The sequence below is a fragment of the Arcobacter sp. ISO1 genome, assembly GCF_058105185.1.
In genome coordinates, this window is sequence record NZ_CM176573.1 from 1,633,327 (window position 1) to 1,649,519 (window position 16,193).

Annotated in this window: 13 protein-coding genes; 12 read left to right on the forward strand and 1 reads right to left on the reverse strand. The window is 31.0% G+C overall.

Annotated elements, in window-relative coordinates; all coding sequences use genetic code 11:
- Positions 1-6 precede the first annotated feature (6 nt).
- The 11 genes from atpD to AC2TY9_RS08135 all read left to right on the forward strand — a co-directional run bounded on the left by atpD (position 7) and on the right by AC2TY9_RS08135 (position 8,763).
- A complete protein-coding gene (gene atpD, locus AC2TY9_RS08085; protein WP_489776888.1) occupies positions 7-1,401 on the forward strand; it encodes a F0F1 ATP synthase subunit beta in 1,395 nt (464 codons plus the stop codon).
- A 14-nt stretch (positions 1,402-1,415) separates the two neighbouring features.
- Positions 1,416-1,793 (forward strand): ATP synthase F1 subunit epsilon, encoded by a 378-nt coding sequence (gene atpC / locus AC2TY9_RS08090; RefSeq protein WP_489776889.1) that lies wholly within the window; start codon positions 1,416-1,418, stop codon positions 1,791-1,793.
- A 7-nt stretch (positions 1,794-1,800) separates the two neighbouring features.
- Complete coding sequence (locus AC2TY9_RS08095) at positions 1,801-2,361, forward strand: MotA/TolQ/ExbB proton channel family protein (RefSeq protein WP_489776891.1); 561 nt, start codon at positions 1,801-1,803, stop codon at positions 2,359-2,361.
- 3 nt (positions 2,362-2,364) lie between these two features.
- The gene (locus AC2TY9_RS08100; RefSeq protein WP_489776892.1) at positions 2,365-2,754 is read left to right on the forward strand and encodes a biopolymer transporter ExbD; all 390 of its coding nucleotides are present in this window, start codon (positions 2,365-2,367) and stop codon (positions 2,752-2,754) included.
- Between the two features lie 2 nt (positions 2,755-2,756).
- The gene (locus AC2TY9_RS08105; protein ID WP_489776893.1) at positions 2,757-3,491 is read left to right on the forward strand and encodes a TonB C-terminal domain-containing protein; all 735 of its coding nucleotides are present in this window, start codon (positions 2,757-2,759) and stop codon (positions 3,489-3,491) included.
- Between the two features lie 4 nt (positions 3,492-3,495).
- On the forward strand, positions 3,496-4,770 hold the full coding sequence (gene tolB, locus AC2TY9_RS08110) for a Tol-Pal system protein TolB (RefSeq protein ID WP_489776895.1): 1,275 nt from the start codon (positions 3,496-3,498) through the stop codon (positions 4,768-4,770).
- A 131-nt stretch (positions 4,771-4,901) separates the two neighbouring features.
- Positions 4,902-5,450, forward strand: a complete 549-nt coding sequence (locus AC2TY9_RS08115; protein WP_489776896.1) for an OmpA family protein — start codon at positions 4,902-4,904, stop codon at positions 5,448-5,450.
- Positions 5,451-5,453: 3 nt separating this feature from the next.
- On the forward strand, positions 5,454-6,401 hold the full coding sequence (locus AC2TY9_RS08120; protein WP_489776897.1) for a tetratricopeptide repeat protein: 948 nt from the start codon (positions 5,454-5,456) through the stop codon (positions 6,399-6,401).
- Between the two features lie 15 nt (positions 6,402-6,416).
- Positions 6,417-6,995 (forward strand): FKBP-type peptidyl-prolyl cis-trans isomerase, encoded by a 579-nt coding sequence (locus tag AC2TY9_RS08125; protein ID WP_489780417.1) that lies wholly within the window; start codon positions 6,417-6,419, stop codon positions 6,993-6,995.
- Positions 6,996-7,142: 147 nt separating this feature from the next.
- The gene (gene fabD, locus AC2TY9_RS08130; RefSeq protein ID WP_489776899.1) at positions 7,143-8,075 is read left to right on the forward strand and encodes an ACP S-malonyltransferase; all 933 of its coding nucleotides are present in this window, start codon (positions 7,143-7,145) and stop codon (positions 8,073-8,075) included.
- Complete coding sequence (locus AC2TY9_RS08135) at positions 8,068-8,763, forward strand: 5'-methylthioadenosine/adenosylhomocysteine nucleosidase (protein ID WP_489776900.1); 696 nt, start codon at positions 8,068-8,070, stop codon at positions 8,761-8,763. Before fabD ends, AC2TY9_RS08135 begins: the two co-directional genes overlap by 8 nt.
- A gap of 5 nt (positions 8,764-8,768) precedes the next feature.
- On the opposite strand, the gene AC2TY9_RS08140 is transcribed toward AC2TY9_RS08135, so the two are convergent.
- Positions 8,769-9,461, reverse strand: coding sequence for a response regulator transcription factor (locus AC2TY9_RS08140; RefSeq protein ID WP_489776901.1), 693 nt, complete (start codon positions 9,459-9,461; stop codon positions 8,769-8,771).
- A 113-nt stretch (positions 9,462-9,574) separates the two neighbouring features.
- Here AC2TY9_RS08140 and AC2TY9_RS08145 point away from each other — a divergent pair, with 113 nt between their 5' ends.
- A complete protein-coding gene (locus AC2TY9_RS08145) occupies positions 9,575-16,162 on the forward strand; it encodes a VCBS domain-containing protein (RefSeq protein WP_489776902.1) in 6,588 nt (2,195 codons plus the stop codon).
- Positions 16,163-16,193: the final 31 nt, after the last annotated feature.

The following is a 16,193-nucleotide window of genomic DNA, read 5'->3' on the forward strand; positions in this document are numbered from 1 at the left end:
GCCCGTATGAAAGGTAATATTATTCAGGTAATGGGTCCTGTTGTTGACGTAGAGTTCGACGGATACTTGCCAGAAATAAATGAAGCAATCGAAGTTACTCAAGCTGATGCTAAAGCAGACAGATTAGTACTTGAGGTTGCTGCACACATTGGTGATAGCAGAGTTAGAACTATTGCTATGGATATGACTGAAGGTCTTCAAAGAGGTCAAGAGTGTATTGCTCAAGGTGGACCTATTCAAGTTCCAGTTGGTGAAGCTGTACTTGGAAGAATCTTTAATGTAATTGGTGATCCAGTAGATGAAGGTGAAGCAATTCCTGAAGATACAACAAAATGGTCAATCCACAGAGCTGCTCCTACTTTCGAAGAGCAATCTACGAAAACTGAAATGTTCGAAACAGGTATTAAAGTTGTAGACTTACTTGCTCCTTATTCTAAAGGTGGTAAAGTTGGACTATTTGGTGGTGCTGGTGTTGGTAAAACAGTTATTATTATGGAGCTTATTCACAATGTTGCGTTTAAGCACTCTGGTTATTCTGTATTTGCTGGTGTTGGTGAAAGAACAAGAGAAGGAAATGACCTTTATTATGAAATGAAAGACTCAAACGTACTTGACAAAGTTGCACTTTGTTATGGACAAATGAGTGAGCCTCCAGGTGCAAGAAATAGAATCGCACTTACAGGTCTTACTATGGCTGAGTACTTCAGAGATGAAAAAGGACTTGATGTACTTATGTTCGTTGATAATATTTTTAGATTTGCACAATCAGGTTCTGAAATGTCAGCACTTCTTGGAAGAATCCCTTCAGCAGTTGGTTACCAACCAACATTAGCTTCTGAAATGGGTAAATTACAAGAAAGAATTACATCAACAAACAAAGGTTCTATTACTTCTGTTCAAGCTGTATATGTACCAGCGGATGACTTAACTGACCCAGCTCCTGCATCAGTATTCGCACACTTAGATGCTACTACAGTACTTAACAGAAAAATTGCAGAAAAAGGGATTTATCCAGCGGTTGATCCACTAGATTCTTCTTCAAGAATTTTATCTGCAGATATTTTAGGACAAGAGCATTATGATGTTGCAAGAGGTGTTCAATCAGTTCTTCAAAAATATAAAGATTTACAAGATATTATTGCAATTCTTGGTATGGATGAATTATCTGAAGAAGACAAACTTGTAGTTGCTAGAGCTAGAAAAATCGAAAGATTCCTTTCTCAACCATTCTTCGTTGCAGAAGTATTTACAGGAAGCCCAGGTAAATATGTTGAATTGAAAGATACTATTGAAGGATTCCAAGGAATCTTAGGTGGTAAATTCGATGATATTCCAGAAATGGCATTCTATATGGTAGGTGGAATTGACGAAGTTTTAGCAAAAGCTGAAGGAATGAAGTAATTAAAGGCGGCTTTATGGATACATTAAAATTATCGATAGTTGCACCAAATGGTCAAATTTTTAGTGATGATGTAAAGAGTGTAACTCTTCCTGGAAAAGAGGGAGAGTTCGGTGTTCTACCTGGACATGCATCTTTAGTTTCTTCACTAACAGTTGGCGTAATTATTATAGAAAAATCAGACTCAACTGAAGCTGTCGCTATTAACTGGGGACATGTAAAAGTTAGTGAAACATCTGTTGATTGTTTAGTTGATGGAGCAGTTGCTCTAACAGCTGGAAAAGATTCAGAAATCGCTAAAAACATTGAGGCTGCAAAAGACTTAGTTAATTCTGTTAAAGAAGCAAACGTTTCTTTAGCAGCAGTAGAAGCTAAAATCAACTCTTTCGCGTAAGACAAGAATGATTGATACAGCTTTAGACTATTTAGGTAATGGTAGTGCAATAACACTTTTAGTGTTATTGACACTCTCATTTTACTTCGTTTTATGTTTTTGGATTTTTATTTATAGATATCTTTCTATTAAATCTTCTATTTTCAATGAAAAAAAATCACTTGATGACTTAACTTCTAGAAGTTCTACTTTATCTCCAATGTCTGCATTACACAAATGTTCTAATAATGTTCATACAAAAGAAATATTAAATGCTTGTGAGATTAATATTATAAAAGATGCAAGTGTTGGTATAACATGGTTATCGATTATTGCTTCAACTGCACCTTTTGTTGGATTATTTGGTACTGTAGTTGGTATACTTGAATCATTTGCAAAATTTTCAAATGAAAGTAAAGTTGGTTTTTCTGTTATTGCACCTGCAATTAGTGAAGCTTTAGTTGCAACCGCAGCTGGTATTTTTGTAGCTATATTTGCTTATACTTTTCATCAAATTTTGACAAGAAAAGTTTATGAGTTAAATACTTATATAAAGGCACAATCAGAAATTTTGATAGCTAAAGGGTAAATAGTGTTTGATTATAACCAAAAACCTGATTTAAATATTACTCCTTTAGTTGATATTATGTTAGTGTTACTTGCAATACTTATGGTTACTGCACCAGTTATAGAGTTTGAAGAACCTATTAATCTTCCTCAAGGAAGTGCTTCAAAATCAATTCAAGCAGTGAAAAAAATCAATATACTAATTACAAAAGATAGAGTAGTAATTGTAAATAAAAAGAAATATGAACTTGACAGTTTCCCTGATAACTTTGTTTTATTTGCAAAGGAACAAGATAGAAATACTCCAATTCATATAAGAGCAGAAAAAACTTTAATTTATAATGATATTATGTTTGTATTAAAATCAGTAAAAGAAGCTGGTTTTTACAAAGTTGCATTAATAACTGATGGATAATCATGGAAAAAAAAGGTATTTTTTATCTATCTGGATTCTTATCAATTACAGTTTATTTAGCAATATGTTTCTCTTTTTTATTTTATATATATGCACCAAAACCAAAAAAATATGATTCTTCAAAAACTACTGTTTTAGAGTTAGAATTGATTTCAACAAAAGCAGCTGAAAAAAAAGTCGCTAAAAAAAGTGTTGTGAAACCTAAACCTAAAGAAATAGTGAAAAAATCAACATCAAGGTCAAGTGAACAAAAAGGAGTTGATGCAAAGTCACTTTTTGCAAAGGTAAAAACAACTGCAAAGAAAGTTGTTAAAGAAAACACTAGTACCGTTAAAGAATCATTAGACCCAAGTAGGTTTAAATCAAAATTTCAAAAACAAAAGAAGACTGATAATTTAAATGTAAATAAACTTTTAAATGATACAAAAACAACAACTAATATGCCAAAAACATCTGCAACTTCAAATGGTGAAGAGCATGAATATTTTTCAAAAATTAAAGAGATTTTATGGCAAAGATGGAATCCATCACTTTTAGAGCCAGGTCTTACAGTAAAAGTTCTTGTAATGATTACAAATAGTGGAGTATTTGATTATAGAGTAATGAAATATTCTGGTAATGATAGATTTGATCAATCATTAAAAGAGTTTTTAGAAAATCAAACAAATGAAAGCTTTCCTACACACAAAATTAACTCTAAAGTTGATATTATTATAAACTTTAAATCAGAAGGATAAATAAATGATAAAAAAATTAATTGTTTCAGTTTTAATATTTTCTATTTCTGTTTTTGCAGCTGATGCAGAACTTGATATTGTAAAAAATTCTACAAATCTTCCAAAAGTAGAGATTGGTGTTTCACCTAATACAATGAAAAAACCATTAACAACTAAAATTAAAAAAATGGTCGAAAAAGATCTTGAAATAAGTGGTCATTTTGATGTTTTAAAATCAAATGAAAGTGTTGATTATAATTCAATGCCAAATGTTCTTACTCTCTCAAATAGAGGTACAGATTTATTTTTAAATATAAATACACAAGTTAGCAGTTTTGGTGGAATTTCTGTCATGGTTAAATTATTTGATATCAATAGTAGACAGCTAGTATTTAATAGAAGTTTTACAACTTCTTTAGAAGATAGATATCCGTTTTTAGCACATAGAATTTCAATTGCTATTAATAAACACCTAAAAGCCCCTTCAATTGAGTGGATGGATAAGTTTGTTTTATTTTCACAATATAAAAAAGCGAGAAAAGCTGATATTGTAATTGCAGACTACACTTTGACTTTTCAAAAAGCAGTTATCAGAGGTGGACTAAATATTTTTCCTAAATGGGCAAATAAAAATAAGCAAGAAGAATTTTATTATACAACTTATGATAAAGGTATTCCAACACTTATAAAAACTAATCTTTATACTAGAAAAAGAGAAGTTATTATGAAAAGTGAAGGTATGATAGTAGCTTCAGATATAAGCAAAGATGGGAAAAAAGTTTTAATTACTGCAAGTCCTGACTATCAACCGGATATTTATCTTTATGATACAAGAAATAAGTCTAAAATTAGACTTACTACTTATAAAGGTATTGATGTTGGAGCTAGATTTGTGGAAAATGATTCAAAAATAGTTTTTGTTTCTGATAGATTAAGTTATCCAAATATATTTGCAAAAAAACTTGGAAGTAGAGGAGTTGAAAGGTTAGTCTACCACGGAAGAAACAACTCTTCAGCAACAACTTTTAAAGATTATATAGTTTATACAAGTAGAGACAAAGGTAATGAATTTGGTGATTTTGCATTTAATTTATATTTAATGTCTACAAAATCAGATTATCTTAAAAGATTAACTGCAAATGGAAGTAATCAATTTCCTAAGTTTTCACCAGATGGGGAGTCTGTTATTTTTCTAAAAACAGTTAGAGATCGAAGTTCTATTGGAATAATTAGACTTAATCATGATAAATCATATTTATTTCCACTTAAAAGTGGAAAAATCCAGTCAATAGATTGGTAAAATATAAAGGGTATTTTAAGATAATGTATAATAATTTTACAACATATGCAAAATCTCAAAAACCCTTGTAAACCGAGCTTAAGTTTAGATTTAGTAAAATCAGTTCAAATTTTAAATAAGGAAACAACGCCATGAAGAAATTAAGCATTTACACTTTCTTAGTTGCAGCAGTATTATTTGCTGGATGTAGTCAAAAAGAGGTTGAAGTTGGAAATGAAGCTCCAAAAAACTCTGAATCAGCATTAAATAATATTGATAATTCAAATATTCAAGATGAAGTTATCAATGATGCAATGTTAGAAAGAGCAAATAACGGTTACTACTACATGATTAATGGAGAAAAAGTATTTGTTGAAAATATCTATTTTGGATTTGATAAATATAGCTTAACTTCAGATATGAAAGAAGTTGCAAAATCAAATGCTTCAAAATTAGCTGGTATCCAATCTGGAACTACAATTAAAGTTGAAGGTAACTGTGATGAGTGGGGAACTGATGAGTATAACTATGCTTTAGGTTTAAAAAGAGCAAAAGTTGTAAAAGATGCTTTAGTTATGGACGGAATCACTTCAGATGCTGTTTCTGTAGTTAGTTATGGTGAAAGTAATCCTGTATGTACTGACAAAAACAAAGATTGTTGGTCTAAAAACAGAAGATCAGAGCACAAATTAGTTAAGTAATTTATGAAAAAACTTGCACTAACTTTTTTTTTACTTGCATCTATTGCTGGGGCTGAAGAGGTCTCAGCATTTGGTGCAGGTGATTTAAATTCAAAAAATCCTTACGGATTGAACTCTACTGAAAAAAATTTACTAAAAACAAGAAAAACTTTAGAAACTGTAGATTCAAAAGTTAAAGATGTAAAATTGTCTTTGGAATCAATTAATGAAAGAATTGATGGCTTAGAATCTATTTATGAAGGTGATTCACAAAAATTAAATAGTTCAGTTTTAAAAATTAATGAGATTATTAAAAAAGTTGAAGAGAATTCAACACTTACTGAAAAACATAGTACAGATATAGAACAAGTTTTATTAATGCAAGAGGAATTTGCAAAAAACATTGCAAATCTAAAACTTGCTGTAAAAAAATTAACTAGCACATTAAACAAGATTAATAAAAACTATATTTCAGAGAAAGAGTTTAAATCAAATATGAGTCAGTTTATTACTAGAGAAGAATTTGAAGCTTTAAAGAAATCTTTAGGCGCAAAAACTAGTAATAAATCTACAGCAAAACCTAAAACAAAAAAGGTATCATCCGATTTAAGTAGTAAGGATATGTTTGATGAAGCATATAGACTATTTAAAAAGGATTGGTTTACTAAAGCAATTCCTATGTTTGAGGAGTTGATTGAAAGGAACTATAAGCCTGCGGCAAGTAATTTTTATCTAGGTAATATGTGGTATTACCGTGAAAAATATGATGATGCCATCAGGTATTTTAAAATTTCAGCGATGTTATATGATAAAGCTGATTATATGCCTGAATTGCTTCTTCATAGTGCAATTGCCTTTGAAGGAACAAATGATTTAGGAAATGCAGTTAACTTTTATACCTCTGTAATTGATATTTACCCAAATTCAAAAGAGGCAAAAGAAGCTGAAAAACGATTAAGAAAATTAAAATAAAATTTATAAAGGAAAATAATGTCAAAAGTAATTGGTATCGAATATAATTTAAAAGATGCAAATTCTGGTGAGCAACTAGACTCGAATGTTGGTGGGGCTCCTTTAGAATTTATTTCTGGTAGAGGTCAAATTATCCCTGGTTTAGAGTCTAAACTTATTGAAATGGCTGAAAATGAGAAAGCAGATGTTATGGTTCAACCAGCAGAAGCTTATGGTGAGTATAATGAAGAAGCAATGCAAACTCTTCCAAAAGAACAATTTGCAGGAATTGAATTAACTGAAGGTATGAGTTTATATGGAACTGGTGAGCAAGGTGAAACAGTTCAAGTAACTGTTAAATCTTTTACTGATTCTGATGTAACAATTGATTATAACCACCCAATGGCTGGTAAAACTTTAATGTTTTCAGTGACTGTATTATCTTTAAGAGATGCAACTGAAGAAGAGATCCAAACTGGTGTAGTTGGCGGAATGGCTGCTATGGGTGGTGGATGCTGCGGTGGTGGTGGACACGATCATGGTGAAGGTGGTGGATGTTGTTCATCTGAGCCTGAACCACAACAATCACAAGGTGGATGTGGTTGTAGCCACTAGTTAATATTTTGTGATAATATACAGTTTTAAACTAAGTTAAAACTAAACAAAAAGCCCAAGAGTTTGTTACTCTTGGGCTTTTTTATTTATATGAATAAAAACTTTCAGTATAATACTGCTCAATTTTAAATTTAAAAGGTAAAAGAGATGAAAAAAGTAGCTTTTATTTTCCCTGGACAGGGAAGTCAATCTGTAGGAATGGGTAAAGATTTTTTTGAAAATAGCGATATCGCTAAAGAGATGATTAGTAAAGCTAGCCAAAGATTAAATATAAATTTTGAAGAACTTCTTTTCGAAGAAAATGATAAATTAGGACAAACAGAATATACACAACCTGCAATTTTACTAGTAAGTTCAATTGCAAATGCAATTTTTAAAGAAAAATGTGATGTTGTTCCAAAATTTGTATTAGGACATTCATTAGGTGAATTTTCAGCACTAGTTGCTGCAGGAGCATTAGATTATTTAGATGCAGTTGAATTAGTTCATAGAAGAGGACTTTTTATGAACGAAGCTTGTTCAGGTGGTGGAGCAGGTATGATGGCTTTAGTTGGACTTGGAGATAAAGTTGTTGAAGATATTTGTAAAGAGCAACAAGGACTTGGAAAACAAGTTTGGCCAGCAAATTATAATATGGATGGACAATTAGTTTTAGCAGGTATCAAATCAGATCTTGAAAGCTTAGTTGATACATTTAAAGAAGCTGGAGCAAAAAGAGCAATTGTATTAGATATGAGTGTTGCATCACATTGTGAACTTTTAACAGCTGCAGTTGAAAATTTAAAACCATATTTAGAAGAGTATTTAAAAGATGAATTTTCACCAGTTATTTCAAATGTTACTGCTGAAGCTTATTCTACAAAAGATGAGGCAATTGAACTACTTTCAGAACAATTAGTATCTCCTGTTAAATATAAACAATCAGTTAGTGCTAATGCTTCTACAGTAGATATAATGATTGAGTTTGGAAATGGAATTGTTTTAAAAGGTTTAAACAGAAAAATTTGTAAAGGAACTCCAACTGTAAATGTTTCTGATATGGCAAGTTTAGAAAAAGTGTTAGGTGAATTAAATGATTAAATTAGCGATAATGGGTGCTATGGAGGAGGAGATTGAACCTCTTCTAGCCTATTTTGATGAAATAAAAGTAACAGAATTTGCAAACAATAAATATTATGAAGTAAATTTAAACGGTCTTGATATTGTAATTGCTTATTCAAAGATAGGAAAAGTATTTGCAAGTTTGACAGCAAGTACAATGATTGAGAAATTTGGATGTGATACCTTACTTTTTTCTGGTGTTGCAGGGGGAATAAACCCAAAACTTAAAATCGGTGATTTAATTATTGCTGATAAACTTTGCCAACATGATTTAGATATCACTGCTTTTGGACATCCAAATGGTTTTGTTCCTGGTGGAAAGGTTTTTGTTGAGACTTCAAAAGAGTTAAGACAAGTTGCTTTTGATGTTGCACATGAAAATAAAATTTCAGTTTTAGAAGGAACTATCGCTACAGGTGATCAATTTGTTCATTCTACTGAAAGAAAAGACTTCATAGAAAGCACTTTTAAAGCAGATGCCCTTGAAATGGAAGGAGCTAGTGTTGCAGTGATTTGTGATGCTTTAGATGTTCCATTCTTAGTTTTAAGAGCTATTTCTGATACTGCTGACATGGATGCAGGATTTGATTTTGATGAGTTTTTGAAATCATCTGCTAAAAATTCAGCTGAGTATATGATAAAGATTGTAAAGAAGTTACAGAAATAAGAAAATTAATTTTCATAAATCCCATAACCAACTCCAAATGAGTTGGTTATAACATCTTTTCCTATTTTATTTGTTAATCTACTGAACATTGTTTTTAATGCAGAATCAGAAACTTCCTTATCTATCCATATATGTTTTTTTATATCTTCAATTTTTACAATTTTATTTTTATGCAACAATAAAAGTTCAAATAGCTTTGATTCTTTTTTTGTCAAATTTATTACAGATTCATCATAAAGAAGAGATTTTTCTAAATAGTTATATGTAAGATGATCATTTATTATATTTATAATCTCTCCACTATTGTATATTTTTTTAGCACTAATATTTAAACTGGTGATTAATTTATTTACATCTATTGGCTTAATAATATAATCAGTTAAGTTTAACTTAACTACTTCTAATAAGACATCTATACTCTTGTTCTCTGTAATTACGATAATAGGAATTTTATTATTTATACTTCTAATTTTTTTTATAAACTCTATTCCATTTGATTCATACAAATCTATTTCTGTTATTATTAAATGTATAAATATATTGTCAAATGCTGAAATAGCATCTTCTATGTTGTCTCTAAAAATTATTTTTTTAAAAAAAAGTTTTAAGATATTAATTGTTTGCTTACATAATTTATCATTATTAGAAAGATATAAGACATTACTTTGTTTAAGGATTTTGTTTAACGATACATTCATAAATTTATCATAACATAATTAGTTACAAATAATCTTTAGAATTTTCTTTATGTAACTATAAAGTGACTACTTTTTTGTTATTATATTATTTATAAAATTATGAAGGATACTCAATGTTATCAATAGAAAAATATGAAAAAAGTATAAATTTAGAAAATCTTATGTCAAAGAATGACATTAATGAATTGATTTTAAGAGATTTCCAAAAAGGCAAGACAATAAATATCGAATTGTCTTCTAATATATCTTATATGTCAGAGCTTACAAATAATGGAGAAGACTTAACTTTAACATTCAATGATAATGCACAAACTTTTAAAATAGTTTTAAAAGGGATGGTAGATATTCTTAATTCAAATGATGGGTCTGATCTAATTAAATTAATTGAAACTGATACTGAAAACACGTATAGTATTTCTGATTTGGCAAGTGCACTGGAAGCTTCAGCTGCTGGTGGTGAAGTTATTACTCAAGGTGATGGAACTCAAAACTCAACTCAAGACAATGAACTAACATTTGATAACACTTCTGCACTTGCAGGAAGATTAGATATCAACAATGAACTTACACAAAATGGATTTCTTCCTTTATTTGTTAATTTAAATCAAAACAATGACGAAACAGGTATTTCTCCTATATTATATTCAGGAAAACTAATTGATGGATATATTTCAGGTTCAACAGTATTTATTGATGCAAATAGTAATGGAACTTTAGAAGCTGGTGAGAACTTTACAACAACTGATGGAAATGGGGATTTTAGTTTTACTGGATTAACACAGGCTGAATTAGATGCAGGACCAATTGTAGCTTTTGGTGGAACAGATATCTCTACTGGGTTAACATTTGAAGGGTTTTATACTGCTCCTGCTGGATCAACAACAGTTTCACCTTTAACTACACTAATAAGTGAACTTGTAGAAGATGGTTTAACTGAAAGCGACGCAGCAGATTTAATTGCTACTACTTTTGGCTTGGATACAAATATTGATTTATTAAATTATGACCCAATTGAAGAACAAAATCCACAAGTTCAAATTATTGCTGTACAAATTTCAAACTTAGTAAATTTAAGTGCGGCTTTATTTAGTAATTTAGAAGGGGGAAGTGAAGCAGATGCATCATTACTAGCTTTTGATTCATTAGCACAAATTCTTCAAGATAATCCTAGTTTTGATTTATCTGATCCTTCTGATATTGAAACATTTATGAAAGAAATTACAAATAATAATCCGAGTTTAGACTTTGAAGAGATTTCATCAAGTATTGCTAATATTAATGTACAAGTTGAAGAATCTGTTAATGCCCTAGACCCATTTGCAACAATGGCTGAGATTCAAGTTGAAGCAGAAAGTTTAGAGAATGAGTTTAGTTCAAACGATGCACCCGTTGCAACAGAAGAATCAAATATAGTAGAAGAAAACGATTTAAATGACATTACAATTGGTGGAGTAGAGATTGTAGATTATAATTTTACAGGAAGTGTGGCAGGAAATGCAACTGATACAAACGGTGATGATATAGAATACTCATATGCAGGGAATTTAAATATTTCAGTAAGTACAACAAATATGGCAATTGTATCTGCACTAAATAATCCTACCCCTGAGTTTACACAAGTCTTAAAAACATATTTTTTTGAATTTGTAAGTAATCCATTAGTATCAGCAGTAATTGATGATAGTCAAAAGTTACAAGAAATTGAAGCATTTCTTTTAGAACCTACAACAACAATAAGTGATGCAATAACTTATTTAAATAATTTAGCTCCAGTTAATATTGATTTAGCAACAGGAGAGTTTACAATTGAGGGTGTTGTAAGTGAAAAATATGTGAATCTTTTAGAAGCAAATAATGCCTTAATAATAGATATGCAAAGCGATGGTACATATACTTTAAATAGTCCATATTTTAATTTATTAACGCCAAATGAAAATTTAGAAATTAGCTTTGATTATCAAGCAACAGATGGTATCTTAGTAGATTTATCAACTGTATCTTTAACCGTAAATGGTAGTAATGAAGCACCAGTAATCACAGTAGAAGAACCAACAATGAGTGCCTTAAGTGAGAGTGACTTTGCAGATAATTCAACAGGTATTCCTAACTACTATAAAATAATAGCATTAGAAGATATATATAATCTATTAGGTGTAGAAGATGTAGATGATGTAAGCTTAACAGTGTCATTAGATGATGGGAAATCAACATTTGTAGTAAATGGGACAGATTTAACAGGAGATACAAATGGAGTATTCCAACTAAGAGATGGAATATATGATAGCAATTGGGAAAGCTTAGGCGCAAATGAGAATGATATAGTAATCTATAGTGAAGAGATAGATACATTAGATGAGAATCAAACAATGGATATAACATTCGATGTAACAGCATATGATGGAACAGACTATAGTGAAGCTAAGACAGTAAGTGTAGCAGTAAGTGGAGAGAATGATATCCCAGTAATCACAGTAGAAGAACCAACAATGAGTGCCTTAAGTGAGAGTGACTTTGCAGATAATTCAACAGGTATTCCTAACTACTATAAAATAATAGCATTAGAAGATATATATAATCTATTAGGTGTAGAAGATGTAGATGATGTAAGCTTAACAGTGTCATTAGATGATGGGAAATCAACATTTGTAGTAAATGGGACAGATTTAACAGGAGATACAAATGGAGTATTCCAACTAAGAGATGGAATATATGATAGCAATTGGGAAAGCTTAGGCGCAAATGAGAATGATATAGTAATCTATAGTGAAGAGATAGATACATTAGATGAGAATCAAACAATGGATATAACATTCGATGTAACAGCATATGATGGAACAGACTATAGTGAAGCTAAGACAGTAAGTGTAGCAGTAAGTGGAGAGAATGATATCCCAGTAATCACAGTAGAAGAACCAACAATGAGTGCCTTAAGTGAGAGTGACTTTGCAGATAATTCAACAGGTATTCCTAACTACTATAAAATAATAGCATTAGAAGATATATATAATCTATTAGGTGTAGAAGATGTAGATGATGTAAGCTTAACAGTGTCATTAGATGATGGGAAATCAACATTTGTAGTAAATGGGACAGATTTAACAGGAGATACAAATGGAGTATTCCAACTAAGAGATGGAATATATGATAGCAATTGGGAAAGCTTAGGCGCAAATGAGAATGATATAGTAATCTATAGTGAAGAGATAGATACATTAGATGAGAATCAAACAATGGATATAACATTCGATGTAACAGCATATGATGGAACAGACTATAGTGAAGCTAAGACAGTAAGTGTAGCAGTAAGTGGAGAGAATGATATCCCAGTAATCACAGTAGAAGAACCAACAATGAGTGCCTTAAGTGAGAGTGACTTTGCAGATAATTCAACAGGTATTCCTAACTACTATAAAATAATAGCATTAGAAGATATATATAATCTATTAGGTGTAGAAGATGTAGATGATGTAAGCTTAACAGTGTCATTAGATGATGGGAAATCAACATTTGTAGTAAATGGGACAGATTTAACAGGAGATACAAATGGAGTATTCCAACTAAGAGATGGAATATATGATAGCAATTGGGAAAGCTTAGGCGCAAATGAGAATGATATAGTAATCTATAGTGAAGAGATAGATACATTAGATGAGAATCAAACAATGGATATAACATTCGATGTAACAGCATATGATGGAACAGACTATAGTGAAGCTAAGACAGTAAGTGTAGCAGTAAGTGGAGAGAATGATATCCCAGTAATCACAGTAGAAGAACCAACAATGAGTGCCTTAAGTGAGAGTGACTTTGCAGATAATTCAACAGGTATTCCTAACTACTATAAAATAATAGCATTAGAAGATATATATAATCTATTAGGTGTAGAAGATGTAGATGATGTAAGCTTAACAGTGTCATTAGATGATGGGAAATCAACATTTGTAGTAAATGGGACAGATTTAACAGGAGATACAAATGGAGTATTCCAACTAAGAGATGGAATATATGATAGCAATTGGGAAAGCTTAGGCGCAAATGAGAATGATATAGTAATCTATAGTGAAGAGATAGATACATTAGATGAGAATCAAACAATGGATATAACATTCGATGTAACAGCATATGATGGAACAGACTATAGTGAAGCTAAGACAGTAAGTGTAGCAGTAAGTGGAGAGAATGATATCCCAGTAATCACAGTAGAAGAACCAACAATGAGTGCCTTAAGTGAGAGTGACTTTGCAGATAATTCAACAGGTATTCCTAACTACTATAAAATAATAGCATTAGAAGATATATATAATCTATTAGGTGTAGAAGATGTAGATGATGTAAGCTTAACAGTGTCATTAGATGATGGGAAATCAACATTTGTAGTAAATGGGACAGATTTAACAGGAGATACAAATGGAGTATTCCAACTAAGAGATGGGATATATGATAGCAATTGGGAAAACTTAGGCGCAAATGAGAATGATATAGTAATCTTTAGTGAAGAGATAGATACATTAGATGAGAATCAAACAATGAATATAACATTCGATGTAAAAGCATATGATGGAACAGACTTTAGTGAAGCTAAGACAGTAAGTGTAGCAGTAAGTGGAGAGAATGATATCCCAGTAATCACAGTAGAAGATCCAATGTTAGCAGGATTAAGTGAGAGTGACTTTGCAGAGAATTCATCAGGTATTCCTAACTACTATAAAATAATATCTTTAGAAGAAGTATATAATCTATTAGGTGTAGAAGATGTAGATGATGTAAGCTTAACAGTGTCATTAGATGATGGGAACTCAACATTTACAATAAATGGGACAGATATCTCAACAGATAATACAAATGGAGTATTTCAATTAAGAGATGGGATATATGATAGCAATTGGGAAAACTTAGGCGCAAATGAGAATGATATAGTAATCTTTAGTGAAGAGATAGATACATTAGATGAGAATCAAACAATGAATATAACATTCGATGTAAAAGCATATGATGGAACAGACTTTAGTGAAGCTAAGACAGTAAGTGTAGCAGTAAGTGGAGAGAATGATATCCCAGTAATCACAGTAGAAGATCCAATGTTAGCAGGATTAAGTGAGAGTGACTTTGCAGAGAATTCAACAGGTATTCCTAACTACTATAAAATAATAGCATTAGAAGATATATATAATCTATTAGGTGTAGAAGATGTAGATGATGTAAGCTTAACAGTGTCATTAGATGATGGGAAATCAACATTTGTAGTAAATGGGACAGATTTAACAGGAGATACAAATGGAGTATTCCAACTAAGAGATGGAATATATGATAGCAATTGGGAAAGCTTAGGCGCAAATGAGAATGATATAGTAATCTATAGTGAAGAGATAGATACATTAGATGAGAATCAAACAATGGATATAACATTCGATGTAACAGCATATGATGGAACAGACTATAGTGAAGCTAAGACAGTAAGTGTAGCAGTAAGTGGAGAGAATGATATCCCAGTAATCACAGTAGAAGAACCAACAATGAGTGCCTTAAGTGAGAGTGACTTTGCAGATAATTCAACAGGTATTCCTAACTACTATAAAATAATAGCATTAGAAGATATATATAATCTATTAGGTGTAGAAGATGTAGATGATGTAAGCTTAACAGTGTCATTAGATGATGGGAAATCAACATTTGTAGTAAATGGGACAGATTTAACAGGAGATACAAATGGAGTATTCCAACTAAGAGATGGAATATATGATAGCAATTGGGAAAGCTTAGGCGCAAATGAGAATGATATAGTAATCTATAGTGAAGAGATAGATACATTAGATGAGAATCAAACAATGGATATAACATTCGATGTAACAGCATATGATGGAACAGACTATAGTGAAGCTAAGACAGTAAGTGTAGCAGTAAGTGGAGAGAATGATATCCCAGTAATCACAGTAGAAGAACCAACAATGAGTGCCTTAAGTGAGAGTGACTTTGCAGATAATTCAACAGGTATTCCTAACTACTATAAAATAATAGCATTAGAAGATATATATAATCTATTAGGTGTAGAAGATGTAGATGATGTAAGCTTAACAGTGTCATTAGATGATGGGAAATCAACATTTGTAGTAAATGGGACAGATTTAACAGGAGATACAAATGGAGTATTCCAACTAAGAGATGGAATATATGATAGCAATTGGGAAAGCTTAGGCGCAAATGAGAATGATATAGTAATCTATAGTGAAGAGATAGATACATTAGATGAGAATCAAACAATGGATATAACATTCGATGTAACAGCATATGATGGAACAGACTATAGTGAAGCTAAGACAGTAAGTGTAGCAGTAAGTGGAGATGCTATTGATACAAGATTAGAATCTGGTACATTATATTTAGAAGATGATGCTGGAACTTATAGTATGGCTGATCTTTTAGGATCAATTCCTGATAATACTCAAGTTGAATCAATAGATTTGAACTATACGGGTGAACATATTTTATCAAATATTTCAGTTGAAGACTTTTTAGCAATTTCTGATGATAATACATTGATAATAAATAAAGACACTGATGATTCTGTAAACTTAGATTCAAATATTTGGTCATCTAATGGAAATACATCAGTAGGTGGAATTGACTATGATACATATGAAGCTACAGACTCAGCAACAAATACTACATTAACACTACTTATTGAACAAGACCCTATATTATAATTTAATAGAGTAATGATATAATTCATTACTC